General features: G+C 69.5%; 21 protein-coding genes. 12 read left to right on the top strand and 9 right to left on the bottom strand.

Annotated features, from left to right (window positions below):
* Window position 1 precedes the first annotated feature (1 nt).
* Entirely contained in the window at window positions 2-478 is a 477-nt protein-coding gene (locus tag OHA18_RS07665; protein ID WP_329003099.1) for a cation:proton antiporter regulatory subunit, read from the bottom strand.
* 127 nt (window positions 479-605) lie between these two features.
* Between OHA18_RS07665 and OHA18_RS07660 the strand changes: the two genes are divergently transcribed.
* The 3 genes from OHA18_RS07660 (at window position 606) to OHA18_RS07650 (ending at window position 4,572) form a co-directional block, all read left to right on the top strand.
* A complete protein-coding gene (locus OHA18_RS07660) occupies window positions 606-1,148 on the top strand; it encodes a PadR family transcriptional regulator (RefSeq protein ID WP_329003098.1) in 543 nt (180 codons plus the stop codon).
* Window positions 1,145-3,166, top strand: coding sequence for an NADPH-dependent 2,4-dienoyl-CoA reductase (locus OHA18_RS07655; RefSeq protein WP_329003097.1), 2,022 nt, complete (start codon window positions 1,145-1,147; stop codon window positions 3,164-3,166). Before OHA18_RS07660 ends, OHA18_RS07655 begins: the two co-directional genes overlap by 4 nt.
* Before the next feature lie 173 nt (window positions 3,167-3,339).
* Window positions 3,340-4,572, top strand: coding sequence for an FAD-dependent monooxygenase (locus OHA18_RS07650; protein WP_329003096.1), 1,233 nt, complete (start codon window positions 3,340-3,342; stop codon window positions 4,570-4,572).
* Here the strand turns inward: OHA18_RS07650 and OHA18_RS07645 are convergent.
* The 5 genes from OHA18_RS07645 to OHA18_RS07625 all read right to left on the bottom strand — a co-directional run bounded on the left by OHA18_RS07645 (window position 4,522) and on the right by OHA18_RS07625 (window position 9,756).
* Window positions 4,522-5,112 carry a TIGR03086 family metal-binding protein gene (locus OHA18_RS07645; protein WP_329003095.1) on the bottom strand — a complete coding sequence of 197 codons (591 nt, stop codon included), beginning with the start codon at window positions 5,110-5,112 and terminating at the stop codon, window positions 4,522-4,524. The two genes, OHA18_RS07650 and OHA18_RS07645, sit on opposite strands and share 51 nt — an antisense overlap.
* A gap of 138 nt (window positions 5,113-5,250) precedes the next feature.
* Window positions 5,251-5,841, bottom strand: a complete 591-nt coding sequence (locus OHA18_RS07640; protein ID WP_329003094.1) for an HhH-GPD-type base excision DNA repair protein — start codon at window positions 5,839-5,841, stop codon at window positions 5,251-5,253.
* A 21-nt stretch (window positions 5,842-5,862) separates the two neighbouring features.
* Window positions 5,863-7,959: an iron ABC transporter permease gene (locus tag OHA18_RS07635; RefSeq protein WP_329003093.1), complete on the bottom strand. Its 2,097-nt coding sequence runs from the start codon at window positions 7,957-7,959 to the stop codon at window positions 5,863-5,865.
* Window positions 7,956-8,930 (bottom strand): ABC transporter substrate-binding protein, encoded by a 975-nt coding sequence (locus OHA18_RS07630; RefSeq protein WP_329003092.1) that lies wholly within the window; start codon window positions 8,928-8,930, stop codon window positions 7,956-7,958. Before OHA18_RS07630 ends, OHA18_RS07635 begins: the two co-directional genes overlap by 4 nt.
* 10 nt (window positions 8,931-8,940) lie before the next feature.
* A complete protein-coding gene (locus tag OHA18_RS07625; RefSeq protein ID WP_329003091.1) occupies window positions 8,941-9,756 on the bottom strand; it encodes an ABC transporter ATP-binding protein in 816 nt (271 codons plus the stop codon).
* 98 nt (window positions 9,757-9,854) lie between these two features.
* Here OHA18_RS07625 and OHA18_RS07620 point away from each other — a divergent pair, with 98 nt between their 5' ends.
* Both OHA18_RS07620 and OHA18_RS07615 read left to right on the top strand, forming a co-directional pair.
* Window positions 9,855-10,745: a TetR/AcrR family transcriptional regulator C-terminal domain-containing protein gene (locus tag OHA18_RS07620; RefSeq protein ID WP_329003089.1), complete on the top strand. Its 891-nt coding sequence runs from the start codon at window positions 9,855-9,857 to the stop codon at window positions 10,743-10,745.
* Window positions 10,746-10,819: 74 nt separating this feature from the next.
* A complete protein-coding gene (locus OHA18_RS07615; protein WP_329003088.1) occupies window positions 10,820-11,695 on the top strand; it encodes a hypothetical protein in 876 nt (291 codons plus the stop codon).
* Between the two features lie 6 nt (window positions 11,696-11,701).
* Here OHA18_RS07615 and OHA18_RS07610 read toward each other — a convergent pair whose 3' ends face one another.
* Complete coding sequence (locus tag OHA18_RS07610) at window positions 11,702-12,649, bottom strand: NAD-dependent epimerase/dehydratase family protein (protein ID WP_329003087.1); 948 nt, start codon at window positions 12,647-12,649, stop codon at window positions 11,702-11,704.
* A gap of 165 nt (window positions 12,650-12,814) precedes the next feature.
* On the opposite strand from OHA18_RS07610, the gene OHA18_RS07605 reads away from it, so the two are divergent.
* Both OHA18_RS07605 and OHA18_RS07600 read left to right on the top strand, forming a co-directional pair.
* On the top strand, window positions 12,815-14,272 hold the full coding sequence (locus OHA18_RS07605; protein WP_329003085.1) for an LCP family protein: 1,458 nt from the start codon (window positions 12,815-12,817) through the stop codon (window positions 14,270-14,272).
* 26 nt (window positions 14,273-14,298) lie between these two features.
* Window positions 14,299-14,655: a YciI family protein gene (locus OHA18_RS07600; RefSeq protein WP_329003084.1), complete on the top strand. Its 357-nt coding sequence runs from the start codon at window positions 14,299-14,301 to the stop codon at window positions 14,653-14,655.
* On the opposite strand, the gene OHA18_RS07595 is transcribed toward OHA18_RS07600, so the two are convergent.
* A complete protein-coding gene (locus OHA18_RS07595) occupies window positions 14,652-15,260 on the bottom strand; it encodes a TetR/AcrR family transcriptional regulator (RefSeq protein ID WP_329003083.1) in 609 nt (202 codons plus the stop codon). The two genes, OHA18_RS07600 and OHA18_RS07595, sit on opposite strands and share 4 nt — an antisense overlap.
* A 57-nt stretch (window positions 15,261-15,317) precedes the next feature.
* Here OHA18_RS07595 and OHA18_RS07590 point away from each other — a divergent pair, with 57 nt between their 5' ends.
* The 3 genes from OHA18_RS07590 to OHA18_RS07580 all read left to right on the top strand — a co-directional run bounded on the left by OHA18_RS07590 (window position 15,318) and on the right by OHA18_RS07580 (window position 17,441).
* On the top strand, window positions 15,318-16,127 hold the full coding sequence (locus OHA18_RS07590; RefSeq protein WP_329003082.1) for an SDR family NAD(P)-dependent oxidoreductase: 810 nt from the start codon (window positions 15,318-15,320) through the stop codon (window positions 16,125-16,127).
* 76 nt (window positions 16,128-16,203) lie between these two features.
* Window positions 16,204-16,581: a YciI family protein gene (locus OHA18_RS07585; protein ID WP_329003080.1), complete on the top strand. Its 378-nt coding sequence runs from the start codon at window positions 16,204-16,206 to the stop codon at window positions 16,579-16,581.
* A 35-nt stretch (window positions 16,582-16,616) separates the two neighbouring features.
* A complete protein-coding gene (locus tag OHA18_RS07580; RefSeq protein ID WP_329003078.1) occupies window positions 16,617-17,441 on the top strand; it encodes an alpha/beta fold hydrolase in 825 nt (274 codons plus the stop codon).
* Here OHA18_RS07580 and OHA18_RS07575 read toward each other — a convergent pair.
* Window positions 17,388-17,747 carry a winged helix-turn-helix transcriptional regulator gene (locus OHA18_RS07575; protein WP_329003077.1) on the bottom strand — a complete coding sequence of 120 codons (360 nt, stop codon included), beginning with the start codon at window positions 17,745-17,747 and terminating at the stop codon, window positions 17,388-17,390. The two genes, OHA18_RS07580 and OHA18_RS07575, sit on opposite strands and share 54 nt — an antisense overlap.
* Window positions 17,748-17,810: 63 nt before the next feature.
* Between OHA18_RS07575 and OHA18_RS07570 the strand changes: the two genes are divergently transcribed.
* Entirely contained in the window at window positions 17,811-18,755 is a 945-nt protein-coding gene (locus OHA18_RS07570) for an NADP-dependent oxidoreductase (RefSeq protein WP_329003076.1), read from the top strand.
* 215 nt (window positions 18,756-18,970) lie between these two features.
* On the top strand, window positions 18,971-19,597 hold the full coding sequence (locus tag OHA18_RS07565) for a superoxide dismutase (RefSeq protein WP_329003075.1): 627 nt from the start codon (window positions 18,971-18,973) through the stop codon (window positions 19,595-19,597).
* The last annotated feature ends 87 nt before the right edge of the window (window positions 19,598-19,684 follow it).

Genomic DNA, 19,684 nt, shown 5'->3' with positions numbered 1-19,684 from the left:
GTCACCCACCCGCGATCAGGTCGGCCACGGCGTCCACGCCCTCGCGGGTGCCGACCACGACCAGGGTGTCCCCGATCGCGAACCGGAAGTCCGGCGTCGGCGAGGGCGTCGCCCCGGTACGCCGCAGTACCGCGACGATCGATGCGCCGGTCCGGCTGCGCGCCTGGGTGTCCCCGAGGGTGCGGCCGGAGTACGGCGACTTGGCCGTGATCGGGATGTGCTCGGTGACCAGGTCGATCTCGATCTCGCCGCGGACCGGGTCGATCCGCTCCGGGATCAGCAGCTGCGCGAGCGCGGCGGCCTCGCCCTGGCCGAGCGGGACCGAGGCCTGGCAGGTGTCGTCGTCCTCCGGATCGTGGAAGCCGAGGAACCGCCGGCCGTCGTTGTGCACCACCACCGAGACGTGTTTGCCTCCTTCGGTCACCAGGTCGTACCGCGTGCCGATGCCTGGCAACGTCGTCTTGGTCGGGTGGTTCATGATGCTCCGATCAATAGATGGCGTCTGCAACCATTCTCTCAAACCCTGCCTAACCGGTCCGGGTCCTGGATGTGATCCGGGTTGCAATCAGGTGCACTGCAACGAGTTGCATAGGTACGCTCGGCCCATGGCGCTGGAGCACGCGATCCTGGTCTCGTTGACCGAGCGCGCCGGGTCCGGCTACGAGCTGGCCCGGCGGTTCGACCGGTCGATCGGCTATTTCTGGCCGGCTACCCATCAGCAGATCTACCGGGTGCTGCGCCGGATGGACGAGGCCGGCTGGGTGAAGCACACCGAGATCGCCCAGGAAGGACGGCCGGACAAGAAGGTCTACCGGGTCGCGGCGGCGGGCCGGGCGGAGCTCTCCCGCTGGCTGGCCGAGCCGGAGGATCCCGCCGTACTGCGGGACGGTCTGGGCGTGAAGCTTCGCGGCGCCTCGCACGGCTCGGTCGACCTCGTGCTGAAGGAGGTCGAGCGGCACCGGGCCGAGCATGCGACGCGGCTAGAGGTGTATCGCGGGATCGAGCGGCGGGACTTCCCGAAGCCGCCCACCCTGCACGGCCGCGACCTGCACCAATACCTCGTACTGCGCGGTGGGGTCCGCGCCGAGGAGTCGTTCGTGAACTGGTGCGACGAAGTGATCGAAGCACTCCGGAAGGACAACCGATGACTGCCTATCCGCACCTTCTCGAACCGCTGGATCTCGGTCATGTCGTGCTGCCGAACCGGGTGATCATGGGGTCGATGCACACCGGTCTCGAGGACCGGTTGAGCGACCTGCCCAAGCTCGCGGCGTACTTCGTGGAGCGGGCGCGGGGCGGTGTCGGCCTGATGGTGACGGGCGGCTACGCGCCGAACCGGACCGGCTGGCTGACGCCGTTCGGGTCGACACTGAGGACCCGCCGGCAGGCTCGCAGACATCGGCTGCTGACGGATGCCGTGCACGAAGCAGGCGGCCGGATCGCGCTGCAGATCCTGCATGCCGGCCGCTACTCGTACCACCCGTTCAGCGTCTCCGCGTCCGCGCTCAAGGCCCCGATCAATCCCTTCAAGCCCCGAGCACTGTCCGACCGCGGAGTGCGGCAGCAGATCAAGGCGTACGTCGACTGCGCCGCGCTCGCCCGCGAGGCCGGGTACGACGGTGTCGAGATCATGGGCTCCGAGGGGTACTTCATCAACCAGTTCCTGTCCGAGCGGACGAACAAGCGGACCGACCGCTGGGGCGGCAGCCCGGAGAACCGCCGCCGGCTCGCCGTCGAGATCGTCCGGCAGACCAGGGAGCGGGTCGGCGACGACTTCCTGATCATCTACCGGCTGTCGATGGCCGACCTGGTCGAGGGCGGTCAGACCTGGGACGATGTGGTTGCGCTGGGCAAGGAGATCGAGGGGGCCGGTGCGTCGATCATCAACACCGGTATCGGCTGGCACGAGGCGCGCGTCCCGACCATCGTCACGTCCGTGCCCCGCGCCGCGTTCACCAGCGTCACCGCCGCCTTCAAGCCGTACGTGCAGATCCCGGTCGTCACCTCGAACCGGATCAACCTGCCGCAGGTCGCCGAGGAGGTGCTGGCGCGGGGCGACGCCGACCTGGTCAGCATGGCCCGCCCGTTCCTGGCCGATCCAGAATGGGTGCTGAAGGCAACGACTGACCGGGCCGACGAGATCAACGTCTGCATCGCCTGCAACCAGGCGTGTCTGGATCATGTGTTCGCGAAGAAGAAGGCAAGCTGCATGGTCAACCCGCGGGCGGCCCGCGAGACCGAGTTGCAGTTGCTGCCGACCCGTCGTTCCAAGAGCATCGCGGTGGTCGGCGCCGGGCCGGCTGGATTGGCTGCGGCCGTGACGGCGGCCGAGCGGGGACATCGGGTCGAGCTGTTCGAGGCGGACGCCGAGATCGGTGGGCAGTTCGGGATCGCGCGGCGGATCCCGGGCAAGGAGGAGTTCGCCGAGACGATCCGGTACTACCGGCGGCGGCTCGAACTGACCGGCGTGAAGCTGCACCTCGGCCGCCGCGCGACCGTCGAGGACCTGGCCGGGTTCGACGAGATCGTGCTCGCGACCGGCGTCGTACCGCGGGTGCCGGCCATCCCCGGGATCGACCATCCGACCGTGCTCTCGTACGCCGAGGTCGTCCGGGAGGGCAAGCCGGTCGGAGACACGGTCGCGGTGATCGGGGCCGGCGGGATCGGCGTGGATGTCAGCGAGTTCCTGACCACGCCGGAGTCGCCCACGCTGGATCTCGACGCGTGGAAGGCCGAATGGGGTGTGGGTGATCCGACCAAGCTCGCGGGCGGCCTCGGCGTACCGCGTCCGGAGCCGTCGCCGCGGAAGGTGTACCTGTTGCAGCGCAAGGCCGGGAAGATCGGCGCCGGCCTCGGCAAGACCACGGGTTGGGTGCATCGGGCCGCGTTGAAGAACAAGCAGGTCGAGCAGTTGCGCGGCGTCAACTACGAGCGCATCGACGACGAGGGCCTGCACCTCACCTTCGGCCCGAAGCGCGAGAAGCCACGCGTCCTCGCCGTCGACACCGTCGTCGTCTGCGCCGGCCAGGAACCCGTCCGCGACCTAGCCGACGCGCTCCACGCCACGAACCGCCCCATCCACCTCATCGGCGGCGCCGACGTAGCCGCCGAACTCGACGCCAGACGAGCCATCGACCAGGCCACCCGCCTCGCCCTCACCCTCTGACGCGTGCCTGCATGCAGGCATAACCCGCCGATCGGGGGTCAGCCTGCCCAGATATCCGGACTTTTGCGTGCGCCTACGTCCACAACCCCGCAGTGCACTAGTGCGCACTGGTACTCCGGCCCCCACCTAGTGCACCGTGTACGGCGTACGCGCACTAGTCAAAGGGGTGACTGATGAAGACTGTTCTGATTTCCGGTGGTGGGATCGCGGGGCCGGCGTTGGCGTTCTGGTTGCGGCGGTTCGGGTTCGCGCCGACGGTGGTCGAGATCGCGCCGGGGCCGCGGCCGGGCGGGCAGACCGTCGACCTGCGGGGAGTGTCCCGGGTCGTGGCCGAGCGGATGGGCGTGATGCCCGCGGTCGTGGAGCGGAAGATGCACGAGCGCGGGCTCGAGTACGTGCGGGCCGACGGCCGGCGGTCCGCGGTGATGCACGCGGAGCTGCTGGACGGTGCGGGGCCGGTCGCCGAGATCGAGATCCTGCGAGGTGATCTGGCCGCGATCCTGACCGACGCGACGGCCGAAGTGGAGTACGTGTACGGCGACTCGGTCACCGAGCTGCACCAGGACACCACCGGCGTCGAGGCGACGTTCGCGAGCGGGACGCGGCGGCGGTTCGATCTGGTGGTCGGCGCGGACGGGGTGCACTCGCGAGTACGGCGGCTGGCGTTCGGGCCGGAGGCGGAGTTCGTGCACCACCTCGGCGGCTACACGTCGTACTTCACCGTCGAGACCCCGGAGCCGTTGGACGACTGGTTCAAGGTGTACACCGCGCCGCGCGGGCGCTGGGTCGGGCTGCGGCCGGATCACGATCCGCGGTTCGCGAAGGCGTTGCTGAGCTTCCGGTCGCCGGTGATCAGCTACGACCGGCGCGACGTCGCGGCGCAGAAGCGGCTGGTGCGGGACCAGTTCGCCGGACTCGGCTGGCACGCCGAGTCCATCCTCAAGCAGTTGGACGAGGCCGAGGACTTCTACGTGGACAGCATCAGTCGCGTCGTCGTACCGGAGTGGTCTCGTGGCCGGATCGCGCTCGTCGGCGACGCCGGGTACTGCGGTTCGCCGCTCGCCGGTCACGGTACGGCGCTCTCGCTCGTCGGCGCGTATGTCCTCGCGGGAGAGCTGGCCGCTGCCGACGGCGATCACGTCCGCGCGTTCCCGGCGTACCAGGCCCGGATGCAGGCGTACGTCGATCAGCGGATGGAACTGCCGCCGGGCGGGATCAAGATGGCGATGCCGATGTCGTCGTTCGGGATCCGGTACCGCGACGTCGTACTGCGGGTGATGACGTCGCGGCTGATGGCCGGTGCGCTGACCAAGATGACCGTTGCCAAGCCGGATGCGATCGACCTGCTGGAGTACTCAGTCGAGCGGGGAAACCCACTCCGGGTTGCGACCGAGCAGGCCCAGTAGCTGGTCGAGCTCGGGGGCCGAGGCGGAGACCTTCACGGCGCGGGCGAACGCGTAGCCGGGGCCGCGGTTGGCCTCGGTGTCGGGGATCCGGCGGGCCAGGGTCAGCGCCAGCTCGACCATGTCCGGCGGCGGGTTGTACGGGACGTCGATCGCGCGGGCCAGGTCCCAGGCGTGGACGACGCAGTCGAGCTGGTGGAAGGTCAGCGCGATCCGGCGCGGGAACGAGCCGAACTCGCGCACCTCGACCAGCCGGTCCAGCGCGCCGCCGTCGGCGAAGGCGTCCGCGACCCGGACGTTCGATCGCCGGTACGCACCGGCCGGGTTGTCGGCGAGGCGGCCGCCGTTCCAGGTGTGGATGGAGGCGGAGCCGTTCAGCGCGGCGGCCGCGAGACCCTCGTTCTGACTGACCAGGTGACGCATCAGACCGCGGACGGTCCAGTCGGGGCACGGGGTGGGAAACCACAGCTGCTCGGTCCGCACCTGCATCACGACTTCCCCGAGCACTGCGCCGGCCCTACGATCCAGATCCCGGATATCCATCCGTGCTCCTCCCGTCGGCTGCCCAGGCGAGCATAAGACGGGTACGCCGGGATCCGCAGGAAACCGCGTGGTTCACAAGGGACAACCCGCACGCAGACCACCCGGCCTGCAACAGGTCGAGCCCCGGTGTCGCGGGGTTCAGGCGCCGGCGACTTCCTTGGCGGCGGCCTTCGCGGCCTTCTTGAAGTTGCGGACCTCACCCAGGGAGGCGGCGTCGGTGACGTCGGCGATCGAGCGGCGGGAGCCGCGGTCGCCGTAGTGCCCGGCGGCCTCGCGCCAGCCCTTGGGCTGCACGCCGCGCTGCTTGCCGAGCAGCGCGAGGAAGATCTTGGCCTTCTGCTCGCCGAACCCGGGCAGCGCCTTCAGCCGCTTCAGCACCTCGTCGCCGTCCGGCTTCGGCCGCCCGGCCAGCCAGAGGTTCGTGGTCTCGCCGTCGTAGGTGTCGATGATGTGCTGGGCCAGGGCGTGCACCCGCCGGGCCATCGAGCCGCCGTACCGGTGGATGGCCGGTGGGGTGACGCAGAGCTCGACGAACGTGTCGAGGTCGGTCGCGGCGATCTTGTGCAGGTCGAACCCGTCCATCCGGTTCGCGATCTTCTGCGGGCCGGAGAAGGCGTGCTCCATCGGGTACTGCTGGTCCAGGAGCATCCCGACGAGCAAGGCGAACGGGTCGTCGTTGAGCAACTTGTCGGCGTCCGGGTTGCCGGTGAGGTGCAGTTCGCGCAGCATGCCGCCCATCTTGACACGACCTCAGCGAGCAGGCACGCGCGTTCGCCAGAGCAGATAGACGAAGTAGGGCGCTCCGATCAGGGCGGTCAGTAGGCCGGCCGGGATCTGTGCCGGGGCGAGCACAGTGCGGCCGAGGCTGTCGGCGAGGCTGACCAGGATCGCGCCGAGCAGGGCCGCGACCGGGAGGAGCCGGGCATGACGGCCGCCGACCAAAGCACGGGCGGCGTGCGGGGCGACCAGGCCGACGAACCCGACCACGCCGATGGCTGACACCGCGGCTGCGGTCAGTAGAGCCGCTGCCAGCAGCATCAGCAGCCGGGTCCGCTCCAGCCGCACCCCCAGGATCCGCGGTACGTCATCATCCAGCGCCAGCAGATCCAACTCCCGCCGAGCGTGCGCGACAACGGGAGTAAGGACCACCAGCGCGATGGCTACCGGTAGCACCTGCGGAAGCGTTCGTCCGTACGTGCTGCCGGACAGCCAGGTCATCGCCAGACTGAGGTTCCACGGGTCGGTCGCGACGATCAGCAGCGTGATGATCGCGGTCGCGACCGACGAGACGCCGACGCCGATCAGCACCAGCCGATCCGAGCTCAGTCCGCCGCGCCACGAGATCAGGTAGACCAGTCCGAACGTGACGACCGCAGCGATGGCGGCAACGCCGGACAGCAACCAGATGCTTGCCGATGGCAACAGAATGAGGGTGGCGATCGCGCCGACGCCGGCGCCGCCGGTGATGCCGAGGATGCCCGGTTCGGCCAGCGGGTTGCGGCACACCGCCTGCACCGTCGTACCGGCGATGGCGAGCGCGGCCCCGCAGAGCAGCGCCGAGACGACGCGGGGGAAGCGCTGGTCCAGCACGAACGTGATCGCGCGGCCGGAGCGGCCGTTGATCCAGTTTGCGAGGTCGCCGGTGCGGAGGAGTGCATCGCCGGTCAGCATCGCGCCGATCGTGCCGGCGATCAGCAGTACGGCGAGCACCCCGGTCACGATCCAGAACGTACGGCGACTGCGCAGGCCGGAACTCGTACCGCCGGGGGAGCGGCTGGGGCCGGAGTCGCGGTGACAGCGAGCCAGCCAGATCAGGACGATCGCGCCGACCACCATTGTCATGATGCCGGTCGGGATCTCCACGCCGGCCTGCCCGCCGAACGCGGCCCGCAGTACGACGTCCGAGGCGAGTACGACGAGGACGCCGGCGAGACCGGAGAGCGGGAGGAGAACGCGGTGTCGCAGCAGCCCGGGGACGAGCGGGGCGAGGAGGCGGACGAGAACCGGCGCGACCAGGCCGACGAAACCGACCGGTCCCGCAACGGTGACGGCGGCCGCGGAGAGCATGACGGTGACGAGCGTGGTGAGGACGCGGATCCGGCGCACGTTCACGCCGAGGACGGACGCGGTGTCGTCGCCGAGCGCCAGGATGTCGAGTTTCGCGGCCAGCAGGAATGCGGCGACGATGCCGAGGGCAACGATCGGCGCCATCTGGGTGACCGCGCGCAGGTCGGTCTGCACCAGCGTGCCGGCGCCCCAGGCGAAGGTGCCGACCGTCTCCTCGCGGTACAGCAGCAGGAGCAGGGTGGTGACGCCGGCCAGCGCCATCGCGACCGCCGAGCCGGCCAGGATCAGCCGGGTCGGACCGGTCGACCCGCCCGCCGACAACGCCAGTACCAACCCCGCGGCCGCGAGCCCGCCGACGAACGCAACCCCACCGGCCGGCAGTGCGGGCAAGGACACCCCGAACGCCGCGACGATCACGACCGCCAGATACGCCCCTGCGTTGACCCCCAACGTGTCGGGCGAAGCGAGCGGGTTGCGAGCCAACGACTGCAACCCCGCTCCCGCAACCCCCAGGGCGATCCCGACGAGCACCCCAGCGAGCAACCGCGGCAGCCGCGACGCAACCAGCACGTTCGCGGCGTTGTCGGTCCCCTGTCCGAACACCAACCGAACAAGGTCCCCGGCCCCGACGCTCGACGTGCCCTGCGTGAGGTGCACGGCGGCCAGCACCACGATCGCCACTACCGCAACCACGAACACGCCGGTGACCTGCAGCCGCCGGACAGGAGCATCGAGCGGAACAGACTGCATGTTCGGTACGACGGTCTCCTGCTGGGTCAAGAGGTGACTGCCTGGACTGCGGCGTCGATGAACTGTTCGGTGGACTTGGGGCCGCCGAACATCCAGATGCCGTCGGGCAGGCGGTGGACCTTGTCCGTCTTCACGAACGGCAGGTTCTTCCAGATCGCGTTCCCGGCCAGGTCGCCGCCGAACACGTCCCCGCCGTCGTTCTTGTTCGCGATGTAGAGGAAGTTGCCGTCGGGCAGCTTGGTCAGCCCTTCGAGGTCGGTCTGCGCCAGCCCGTAGTCCTTGTCACCGGCGCCGGTCCACCCGTTCTTCAGGCCGAGCTCGGTCGCCACGGCGCCGAGCAGGGACCCGGACGTGTACATCCGGATCGAGATCGTGCTGCCCTGCTTCCACCCGTCCGCCATCGTGAAGCCGGTCCCGGCCTTCCCCGCGTCGGAGATCTTCTGCTTGCCGTCGGCAAGCGCCTTGTCGAAGTCGGCGGTCAGCTGCTTGGCCTGCTCGGCCTTGCCGACCGCCTGGCCGATCAGGTCCAGGTTGGTCTTCATCTGCGGGATCGCGTTCTTCGCGTCCGCGCCGCGGACCACCAGCACCGGCGCGGCCTTCTCCAGCTGCGTGATCGTGTTCGCCGCCTCGTCGGTCGTGGTGATCACCAGATCGGGGTTGAGGGCAACGATCGCGTCGACACTCGCCTCACCGCGGGTGCCGACGTCCTTGACCGACGGATCGAGCTTCGCCGCGGTGACCCAGTTCGTGTACCCCTTGGTGTCGGCGACGCCGACCGGCATCACGCCGAGCGAGACCAGGTTCTCGGCGGCGTTCCATTCCAGCGCGACCACCTTGGTGGCCGGCGCCTTCAGGTCGAGCTTCTTGTTCCGGGCGTCGGTCAGCGACACCGGCTGCGCGGCGGCGACGCTGGCGTCGTTGGATGCGGCGGGTTCGCTGGTGCCGCAGGCGGTCAGGCCCAGCAGGGCAGCAGCGACCAGAGCGATGGCGGTTCGTCTCATCAGGATGACCTCAGATTGTCGTGACGCGAGTCAGGTGTTTGCCGATCGGCCGGGTGGTGACCAGACCGGTGGCGGGATCGGTGCCGACCTCGATCGTGATGCCGTACGTCTCGGTGAGCGCATCGGTCCGCAGTACCTCTTCCGGCGTACCGGTCGCACGTACCCGCCCCTGATCGAGTAGTGCGATCCGGTCCGCCACCGCAGCGGCCTGGTTCAGGTCGTGCAGTACGACGCCGATCGCGACCTCGTGCTCGTCGGCGAGCTCGCGCATCAGGTCGAGGATCTCGATCTGGTACCGCAGGTCGAGGAAGGTGGTCGGCTCGTCGAGCAGCAGTACGCCGGTGTCCTGGGCGAGACACGTTGCCAGCCAGACGCGCTGCAGCTCGCCGCCGGACAGCTCGTCGACCGCGCGCTCGGCCATCGACGTGACGCCGGTGACCGCCATCGCGTGATCGATCGCCCGCGGGCCGTCCGCATCGTCGTTGCGCCAGCGGCTCCGATGCGGATGACGCCCGTACCCGACGACGTCGCGCACGCTGACACCGTTCGGGGTCGGCCGGGACTGCGACAGCAGCGTGACCTTGCGGGCGAACTCCTTCGCGGACAGCTCGAGCGCGTTGCAGCCGCCGGGGAAGGTGATGCTGCCGGCGTCGGGATGGTGCAGGCGGGCGAGGGCGCGCAGCAGCGTCGACTTGCCGCTGCCGTTGGGACCGACGAGCGCGGTCACGCGGGCGGGCTCGAGGTGCAGCGAGGCGCCGTCGACCACGCGTCGGCCGTGATAGCCGAGGCACAGCCCGGCGCCGGTCAGCCCCTTCGATTCCTGCATGCGGCAGAGGATAGCCTTACCTAAGCTGACATGTCAGGAGGGGTCTCACTCTGAGATAGTGCGCGTACGATGTATGCGCACTATCTCAGGGAGGGCTCATGAGTACGCCGTACCAGGTGATCGCGGCTGAGCTGCGCCGGCGGATCAAGGCCGGCGAGCTGCGGACGGGGGATCGGGTGCCGTCCACGCGGGCGCTGGTACGCGACTTCGGAGTGGCGATGGCGACCGCGACGAAGGCGTTGCAGGCGCTGCAGGCCGAGCGGCTCGTGCATCCGAGTCCCGGCGTCGGGACGGTCGTCGGTCCGCCGCCGCGGGCTGCGCGTCGTAGCCGGCAACCCGAGCTGAATCGCGACGAGGTCGTGCGGATGGGGATCGAGATCGCCGACGCCGAAGGACTGGCGGCGTTGTCGATGCGGCGGATCGCGGCCGAGCTCGGGGTGTCGACGATGGCGCTCTACCGGTACGTCGGGGGCAAGGACGCACTCGTCGTCCAGATGGTCGACGCGGCGCTGGGCGAGTTTCCGCTGGGGAAGGCGCCGGAGGATTGGCGCGAGGCGATCGCGATGGTGGCGCGGGTGCACTGGGCGGCGTACCGGCGGCATCTGTGGCTGGCGAGTGCGATCAGCCTCAGCCGGCCGCAGTTGGTGCCGCGGTTGCTGCCGCACACGGACGCGGTGCTGCGGGCGTTGCGTGGGTTCGAGAAGAGCGCGGCGTTGTCCACGATGATCAGCCTGTTCGCGTACGTGCGCGGTGTGGCGCTGGTGATGGAGGCCGAGATGCAGGCCGAGCAGGACACCGGGGTGACCGCGGACGAGTGGGTGATGGAGCAGTCCGGCCAGTTGGCCACGATGATCGCGGCCGGAAATCTGCCCGCGTTCCGGGAGCTGCTGGCGGACGGGTTCGACTACGAGTACGACCTGGACACGTTGTTCGAGTTCGGCCTCGATGTCTTCCTCGACGGACTCGCAACCCGGAGAAGGGGTGTCTGATGCTCCCGCGCCTACGGCGCGGGAGCACCAGACACCCCTTACGCTGAGTGCTGACGACTTCTCCGGAGGTGGCGATGGAGCCTGTGTTCGCGCCGGGTGTGCCTGTGGGTGTACGGCGGTTGTACGAGCACCGGCCGGAGCTGTTCGTCGCGGCGGATGGGCCCCGGCCGAAGCGGCAGACGTCGTGGTCGGTGGCTCCCGGGAACACGTTCGGCACGCTGCTGGTGTGGCTCGCGGTGTGCGTGGGCGGCTGGATCCTGGCGCTGATCGTGATGGCGGCCACGTTGCCGACCGCGGTGGCGGCCTGGGCCGCGGTCGCGTTGGCGGGCATCGCCGTACTGGCCACGGGCGGCGTCCTGGTGAAGTCGATGGTCGAGGATCGCGGGCACAAGGCGGTCCGCATTCAGCACGGGAAGTACCTGCTGCCGGAGGACCTCGACGAGACGGCCGGGCGATTGCTCGGCCGCGCGCAGCGTGCGGTCAGAACGGTGCTTGAGGCAACAGTTACCCGGCGCGGGTTGCTCGACGAGATGAAGAACGAGCTGGTGCTCCCGGAGCAGCTCTGGGACATCGCGCAGGTGCTCCGGGAGCAGACGGTACTGCGAGCGCGGCAGAAGGACATCGCCCGCGGGATGGAGACCGCCGAGCTGGACGCAGTACTGGGTCCGCAACGTCGTGCTCTCGCTCTGTCCGTCGACGCGATCAAGCGCAAGGTCGATCTCCTCGACCGGTACGCCGACCGGGTCCGTTCCGCCGACGCCGCCCTCCGGGCCGAAGCCGCGCTGGAAGACGGCGACCGCTACATCGAACTCCTGGCCCGCACCGAACCGGTCGGCGACACCTCCATCGTCCAAGGTTTCGCCGACGAGGCCACGGCGTTGAAGGACACGCTCACCCGCTCCATCAACGCTGCTCGCGACGCCGGCCGTACTCTCGCCCTCCCGGAGTAGCTCCGATCAGACGGAGGCCAGCAGCTCCGCTTCCTGCTCGGGGGTGAAGCCGAAGTCGAGGTCCGGGGTGCCGCGGTCGTGGTCCCAGGCGGCCAGGTCGGCGATGGTCTGGCGGAACGGCGTGACGGACATCCCCGCCCCGCGGGCCTTCGCCGGGTTGCGGCGACGCTCGCCCCACTCGGACTCGGGCTCCATCAGCGGGAAGCGCGCGGGCGCGGCGTCCCTCGGCACCGGTACCAGCTCGACCTTGCGCCCGGCCAGCTCCGCCGAGGTCTCGATCAGTTCGGCGATCGTGCTGAACGGCCCGACCGCGTTGTACCCGCCGGACCGGGCGTCCGTGATCAGCTGGTTCACCAGCCGCCCGACATCACGGCTGTCGATGAACTGCAGCGGCTGTTCCGGCTTCGTCGGCAGCGCGACCCGGCCGCCCGCGGCGCCACGTCGTACCCAGTAGAGGACCGTGCTCGCGCTGTCGCCCGGACCGGTCACCCGGCCCGGTCGGACGATCGTTGCGCGGTCGCCGTACCGCTCGATGACGTCGTCCTCGCAGGCGACCTTGCAGGGGCCGTAGGTCTCGTTGGTGAGTACGTCGGCCGCCCGCATCGGCTCGCGCCGCGGCGCGGTCTCGTCGGTGCCGGGCGGCAGGTCGCGCACGTAGACCGCGTGGCTCGAGACGAACACGTACCGCCCGACCCGGTCGCCGAGCACGTCCATCGTCGCGTCGACCTCCTTGGTCCGGTAGCCGCTCAGGTCGACCACCGCGTCCCACTCGCCGGTCAGCAGCGCCTCGTAGTCGCCGGTGTCCCGGTCCCCGACCAGCTGCGTCACTTGAGGTGGCAGAGGCGACCCGCTCTGCCCCCGGCTGAAGGACGTGACCTCCGCACCGTGCGCCAGCGCGTCCTCGACGACCGCGCGTCCGACAAATCCGTTTCCACCCAGCACCAGAATCTGCACGATCGGTCAACTTACCGGCCGGATCCGGCCGATTGACAACCGATTAACGCTGTAACACGTCTGAGGAGGTACGGGGTGCGATCCGTGGCGCACACTGGAGGCGGGACGGCGACAGGGGAGCCAATGGGGAGACGTGCGCGCGCGGCGACGACACGGCCACGATCGGTGCCGAAGTTGCTGGGGCTGACCCTCTTGGGCGCACTGCTTCCAGGACTCGGGCTGATCGTCGGCGGCCGCCGACGGATCGGCGCGTTCGTTCTCACCCTGTTCCTCGGGCTCGTCGGCCTCGGCGTGTACGTCGCACTGACCCGGCGGGACGAGGTCCTCGCGGCCGCCGTCGTACCTAGCCGGCTGCTGATGACGTCGGTGCTGATCGGCGTGGTCGGGTTCCTCTGGATCGTCGTGATCGTCGCCTCGCACCGGTCGTTGCGTCCGGCAACAGGCGGCGCGGGCGGCCGGGCCCTCGGGGCCGGGTTCGTCGGGATCCTCTGCTTCGCGATCGCCGCGCCCGCCGCCGTCGGCGTCCAGACTGTGCTCGCGCAGCGGACCCTCGTTCAGGACGTGTTCCAGGCGCAGGGCGAGAGCAAGAGCGCGACCCGGCCGACGACGGTCAACGTGAAGGACCCGTGGGAGGACAAACCGCGGCTGAACCTGCTGCTGCTCGGCGGCGACGACGCGCCGAGCCGGGAGGGCGTGCGGACCGACACGGTGATCGTCGCGAGCATCGACACCAGGACCGGCAACACCGCGCTGATCTCTTTGCCGCGCAACCTCACCTTCATGCCGTTCCCGAAGGACTCGCCGCTGTACAAGTACTACCCGGACGGCTTCGGCAAGGAGGGGCTCAGCCTCGACGGCCGGCTCGAGTGGATGCTGACCGCGATGTACCAGAACATCCCGGACGCGCATCCGGGCATCCTCGGCCCGTCGGACAACGAGGGCGCGGACGTGGTCAAGCAGTCGGTCGGCGAGGCGCTCGGGCTGAAGCTCGACTACTACCTGCAGGTCAACCTGCAGAGCTTCCCGGAGATCGTCGACGCGCTCGGTGGGATCACCGTCAACGTCAACGAGCGGGTCGCGATGGGCGGCATCAGCAGCTCGCACATCCCGCCGAAGGAGTGGATCGAGCCCGGCCCGAAGCAGCACCTCGACGGGCGGCACGCGCTCTGGTTCGCCCGCGGGCGGTACGGCGCCGACGACGACCAGCGGCAGGTCCGTCAGCGCTGCGTGATCAAGAGCATCGTCGACGCGGCGGATCCGCAGACCCTCGTCACGAAGTACAAGGCGATCGCGAAGGCCGGTCAGCATCTGCTCCGGACCGACATCCCGCAGGAGCTGCTCCCAGCGATGGTCCAGCTCGCGCTCAAGGTCAAGTCCGGCACCGTCTCCAACGTGACGCTGGACTCGGAGAAGCTCCGGCTCAAGTACCTCCACCCGGACTACCAGGCCCTCCGCGACACCGTCGAGAACGCCCTCGAGTCCACCCCTGCCCCGTCCGCGACGCCGACGACCCCCAGCACCCCACGCAAGCCGGGCACCACGACCACCACTCCACCCCCGGGCCCGACCCAGAACCTCGCCGACGCCTGCGCCTACAACCCCAACGGCGACCAGCCGAACTGAGCGTCGGGACCGCGTAGCTTGGCCCTATGCGCTTCGACCGGTACACCGTGATCCTGCTGACGCTGCGCCCCGATGCACCGGCGATGACGGACGACGAGGCCGCCGACCTGCAGGACCGCCATCTCGCCCATGGCGCCGACCTGCAGGATCGCGGACTGGTGCTGGCTCGCGGACCGCTGGTCGACCAGGACGACGAGCGCTTCCGCGGCTTCTCCGTCTGGTCGGTGGACGCCGCGACTGCTCGGCAGCACGCCGAGGCCGATCCGGCGGTGCGGGCCGGCCGCCTCGCGGTCGAGGTGATGACCTGGATGATGCCGGCCGGCAACCTGCAGTTCTCCCCGGTCCGTGCGCCGCGATCGATCGCCGAAGCACTGGCCGACTAGTCGCCGACCGGCACCGGCCTGCCGAAGAGAGCTTCGGCGACCGCGGCCAGGTGCGGCCGGAGCTCGTCTTCTGTTGCCTTCGACAACGTTGGGGTGCCGACGGCGGTGCGGAGGATGCCGATGCCGAGGAGCCAGGCGCCGAAGAGCTCGGTCCGCAGGTTCTTGTCTTCGTTGCCGTCGGCAAGTTGTGACAGGACGTCCAGGTAGCCCTCGCAGATCTGCTGCCGGAGACGATCCTTGGTGTCTTCGTGGCCGGCGGACCGGAGCATCGCGATCAACGGGTGCTCACCGGCGTACTCCGACCAGTCCTCGAACACGAGCTGGTGCATCAGCTTCGCGGGCAGGTCCTCGACCGGGCCGTCCGGCAGTACGACGGGAGCCGACGAGCCGGCCATCGCCTCGGTGAAGAGCGCCGACTTGGACCCGAAGTACCGGAACACCAGCGCCGGATCCACGCCGACGTCCCCGGCCACGTCGCGGACGCTCGTCCCGTCGTACCCGTCCCGGGCGAACCGGAGCCGCGAGCACTCCAGCAACCGCGCCCGCGTCGCCTCCCGGTCCCGCTTGTGCGCCATCAGGGCCTCCAAGTCATCGATCGTTGACATGGTACCCAGCCGGCGCCTACGGTCTAAGTCACCGATCGATGACTTAGGAGCTGAGTTATGAAGAACGTGGTGGCCGGCGGGACCACCGGGATGGGCCGCGAGATCGCCCTGCACTACCTGCGCCGCGGTGCGCGTGTGACGGTGATCGGCAGGACGCCGTCCCGCGGCGAACTGTTCCTCCGGGACGCGGCCGCCCTCAACGGCGAGGCGGCGTACGTGCAGGCCGACCTGCTGTCGATCGCCGAGAACCATCGGGTGATCAAGGAGGTGGCGGCGCGGCACGAAGCACTGGACGCAGTGGTGCTGGCCGCGATGCTCCCGTTCGTGAAGCGCCGGGAGACGGTCGACGGGCTCGAAGGCACGTTCGTGCTGTACTACCTGAGCCGCTTCATCCTGAGCTACGGCCTGACCGATCTGCTCGAGCGGGGCGAGACGCCGATCATCACCAACCTCGGCGCGACCGGGATCACCAAGGGCGCGGTCAACTGGGACGACCTGCAGTTCGCCAAGAAGTTCAGCATGGTCCAGGCGACGATGAGCGGCGGCCGGGCGAACGACCTGCTCGCCGTGCACTACCTGCAGAACCATCCGGACGGCCGGACGAAGTACTTCGGTGTGCAGCCGCCATACACGAAGAGCGGCACGAACCATCTGCCGCAGCCGCTCCGGACCGTGGCCAAGCTGAGCGCGGCGCTCTTCGCGAAGCCACCGGCGCAGAGCGTCGAGGACACCCTCGCGGTGATGGACGCGCAACCGGACGAGCGGTTGATCCTGCGCGCGGTCGGGAAACCGGTCGATCCCGGCCTGAAGACCTTCGACCCGGACGACGCCCGGCGGCTGTATCGGCTGACGGCCGACTTGGTCTGACCTGGGGTGTCGATCTGGCATGCGTCCGCTCGACGTGAGAGTAAGAGATCGACCGACACGACGAGGAGCAGCAGCGATGCGCTACATGATCATCAACAAGGCAGACGCCGACAGCGAGGCCGGGAAGTTCCCGCCGCCGGAGGTCGGCGAGGGGGTCGGCAAAGTGGTCGAGGACCTGTCGAAGGCCGGAGTGCTGCTGTTCGCGGAGGGCGTGCACCGCAGTTCGCTCGGCGCCCGGGTGAAGGTCGACGACGGCCGGCGTACGGTCACCGACGGCCCGTTCGCCGAGACCAAGGAGCTGGTCGGCGGCGTGATCGTCGTCGAGGTCCGCAACCGTGACGAGGCGATCGAGTGGGCCGCCCGGCTGGCCGAGGCGCTCGGCGACGAGGTCGAGGTACGCCGGGTCGTCGACGAGGCGGATTTCGGCCCGGACTCGGACGTCTTCCAGAACTGATGTCCATTCGTGCCACCGTCGTTCGTGGAGGTGGCATGAACAACACATTGGTGGTTCCCGAGGCGGAGTTGTACTACGAGGTGCGCGGATCAGGACCGTTGGTGGTCCTGATCGGCGCACCCATGGACGCGGACTCGTTCGCGCCGCTGGCCGACCTGCTGGCCGGTGACTACACGGTCCTGACGGCCGATCCGCGCGGGGTGAAGCGGAGCAAGCTCGATCCCGGCGGTACGTCGCGACCCGCGCAGCGGGCCGACGATCTGGCCCGGCTGATCCGGCACGTCGACGCCGGCTCTGCCGTCGTGCTCGGCTCGAGCGGGGGAGCGGTCAGCGTGCTGGCCCTCGCCCAGGGGTACCCGGAGGTCGTGCGCGCCGTGATCGCACACGAGCCGCCGCTGGATCGGCTGGTGGCCGACGGCGACGAGCTGCTGGCGAAGTCCGAGAAGCTGATGGCCGACTACCTGGCCGGTGACGTGGTCGGCGCCTGGCAGCAGTTCTTCAAGCTGGCCAACCTGCCGGTGCCGGACGAGGTCGTCGAGGCGATGTTCAGCGGCGAACGTGACCCACAGCAGGTCGCCGCCGAACACTTCTGGTTCGACCATGAGATGCGGGAGACGATCACCTGGATGCCGGAGGTGCAGAAGCTGGCTGAGGCTCACGTGATCGTGGGGATCGGCACGGAGTCGGTCGGGCAGCTGTGTGAGCGGACCTCGTCGGCGCTGGCCGAGCAGCTCGGCGTCGAGCCGACCCGCTTTCCGGGCGGCCACACCGGCTTCGCCGACCAGCCCGGCCCGTTCGCGGAGGCGCTATGCGCTCAGCTGGTCGAGGTGGGCTTCCACCCAGGTGCGCAGCGCGCCTAGCGGCTTCGACACGCTCCGGCCGATGTCGGTCAGCGAGTACTCCACGTGCAACGGCACCGCCGGGAAGATCTCCCGGTCGACGAACCCGCCGTCCTCCAGCCGCCGCAGCGTCTGGGTCAGCACCTTCGGACTGATGCCCTGCAGCCGCCGCTGCAGCTCGCCGAACCGCAGTGGGCCGTCCTCCATCGCGCCGATCGCGAGGGCGGCCCACTTGTTCGCGAGCAGGTCGAGGACGTCCCGGCACGGGCATTGCGACGCATAGACGTCGTGCTTGTCGTGGGCGCCGGTCGTGCACTTGGTCGTCATACTTCCCAAAGGGTAGCAGTAGTCCTTGTGGGAAACTAGGTCCCTCACGATAGCTTCCGGGCCATGAGAGCAATCAGTCAAGACACGTACGGCGGACCCGAGGTCCTGAAGCTCATCGACACCGACCGGCCGGAGCCGTTGCCGACCGAGATCCTGGTGCGCGTGGAGGCGGCCGGGGTGAACCCGGTGGACGCGAAGACGCGAGCCGGCCAGGGGGTGGCCGGGCTGCTCGGCGAGCCGCCGTTGATCCTCGGCTGGGACGTCAGCGGCGTCGTGGAGGCGGTCGGGCACGGCGTGCACACGGTTGCCGTCGGCGACGAGGTCTACGGGATGCCGTGGTTCCCGCGGGCTGCCTCGGCGTACGCCGAGTACGTGACCGCGCCGTCGCGGCACTTCGCGCGCAAGCCCGCCACCATCGATCACGTCCAGGCCGCGGCGGTTCCGCTCGCGGGGCTCACGGCGTACCAGATCCTGACCGCGCTCGCCGACGTACAGAAGGACCAGCGGGTGCTGATCCACGCGGCCGGCGGGGGAGTGGGTCATCTGGCCGTGCAGATCGCCAAGGAGCTCGGTGCGCACGTCGTCGGTACGGCGAGCGCCGGCAAGCACGAGTGGCTCCGCGGACTCGGTGCGGACGAGGTGATCGACTACCACTCGCAGGATCTCGCCGCGGCGACCGGCGACATCGACGTCGTGGTGGATCTGATCGGCAGCGAGACCACTCTGGCCCAATCCGTGGCCGTCACCAGGCGGGGCGGCCTGGTGGTCGCAGTGCCGTCAGGGACGTCGCCGGAGCTGCTGGCGCGCGCCGCGGAGTCGGGTGTTCGGGTCGCGTCGTACCTGGTCGAGCCGGACGGTCATGCGCTCGGTGAGATCGCCGAGCTGATCGAGAACGGCGCGCTCCGGGTCGAGGTCGAGGAGGTGTTCCCGCTCGCCGAGGCGGCCGCTGCGCACCGGCGTCTGGAGGACGGCCGGGCCCGCGGGAAGCTGGTGCTCGCGGTTCGGTGAGACTCACTCGTGGGTCGCTGGGTGGAGTATGTGAAGCTGGGGGTGTCCGGGACGTACGCCGGGGTGTAAAGGCGATCGCACCGGGCACCGGTCGGAGGTGCCGCGTTCGCCCGCGTGGCTCCTTGACCTCAACCGTGGTTGAAGTTTCAAGCTGGTGTCGCTGGCCCAGGACATCGCAGATATCGGCCCCCGAGGGCCCCGACGAAGGAGCAGAGTTGACCACGTACACGCTTCCCGACCTCCCCTACGATTACAGCGCCCTGGCGCCGAGCATCGCCGGCGAGATCATGGAGCTGCACCACGACAAGCACCACGCGACCTACGTGAAGGGTCTGAACGACACCCTGGACAAGCTGGCCGAGGCCCGCGACAAGGGTGACTTCGGCGCGATCGTCGGGCTGGAGAAGACGCTCGCCTTCAACCTCGGTGGGCACGTCAACCACTCGATCTTCTGGAAGAACCTGTCCCCGGACGGCGGCGACAAGCCGGACGGCGAGCTGGGCGCCGCGATCGACGAGTTCTTCGGCTCGTTCGACGGCTTCCAGGCGAACTTCACCGCGAGCGCGACCACGATCCAGGGCTCCGGCTGGGCGATCCTCGGCTGGGACGCGCTGGGTGGCCAGCTGCTGATCCACCAGCTCTACGACCAGCAGGGCAACCTGCCGGCCGGCCAGATCCCGATCGCGATGCTGGACATGTGGGAGCACGCGTTCTACCTGCAGTACAAGAACGTGAAGCCGGACTACGTCAAGGCCTGGTGGAACGTCGTCAACTGGGCCGACGCCCAGGCGCGCTTCGACGCGGCCCGCTCCGGCGCCGGCGCGCTGATCGCCGGCGCCTGACAAGCAGCGGATCTCCACAGCATCACAATCGATCGCGCCCGCCCGGTTCCCGCTCAGCGGGGCCGGGCGGGCGCGATTGTGATGGCC

It is taken from the genome of Kribbella sp. NBC_00709 (assembly GCF_036226565.1).
Taxonomy (GTDB): domain Bacteria; phylum Actinomycetota; class Actinomycetes; order Propionibacteriales; family Kribbellaceae; genus Kribbella.
This window is presented reverse-complemented; position numbering and strand designations above follow the sequence as displayed.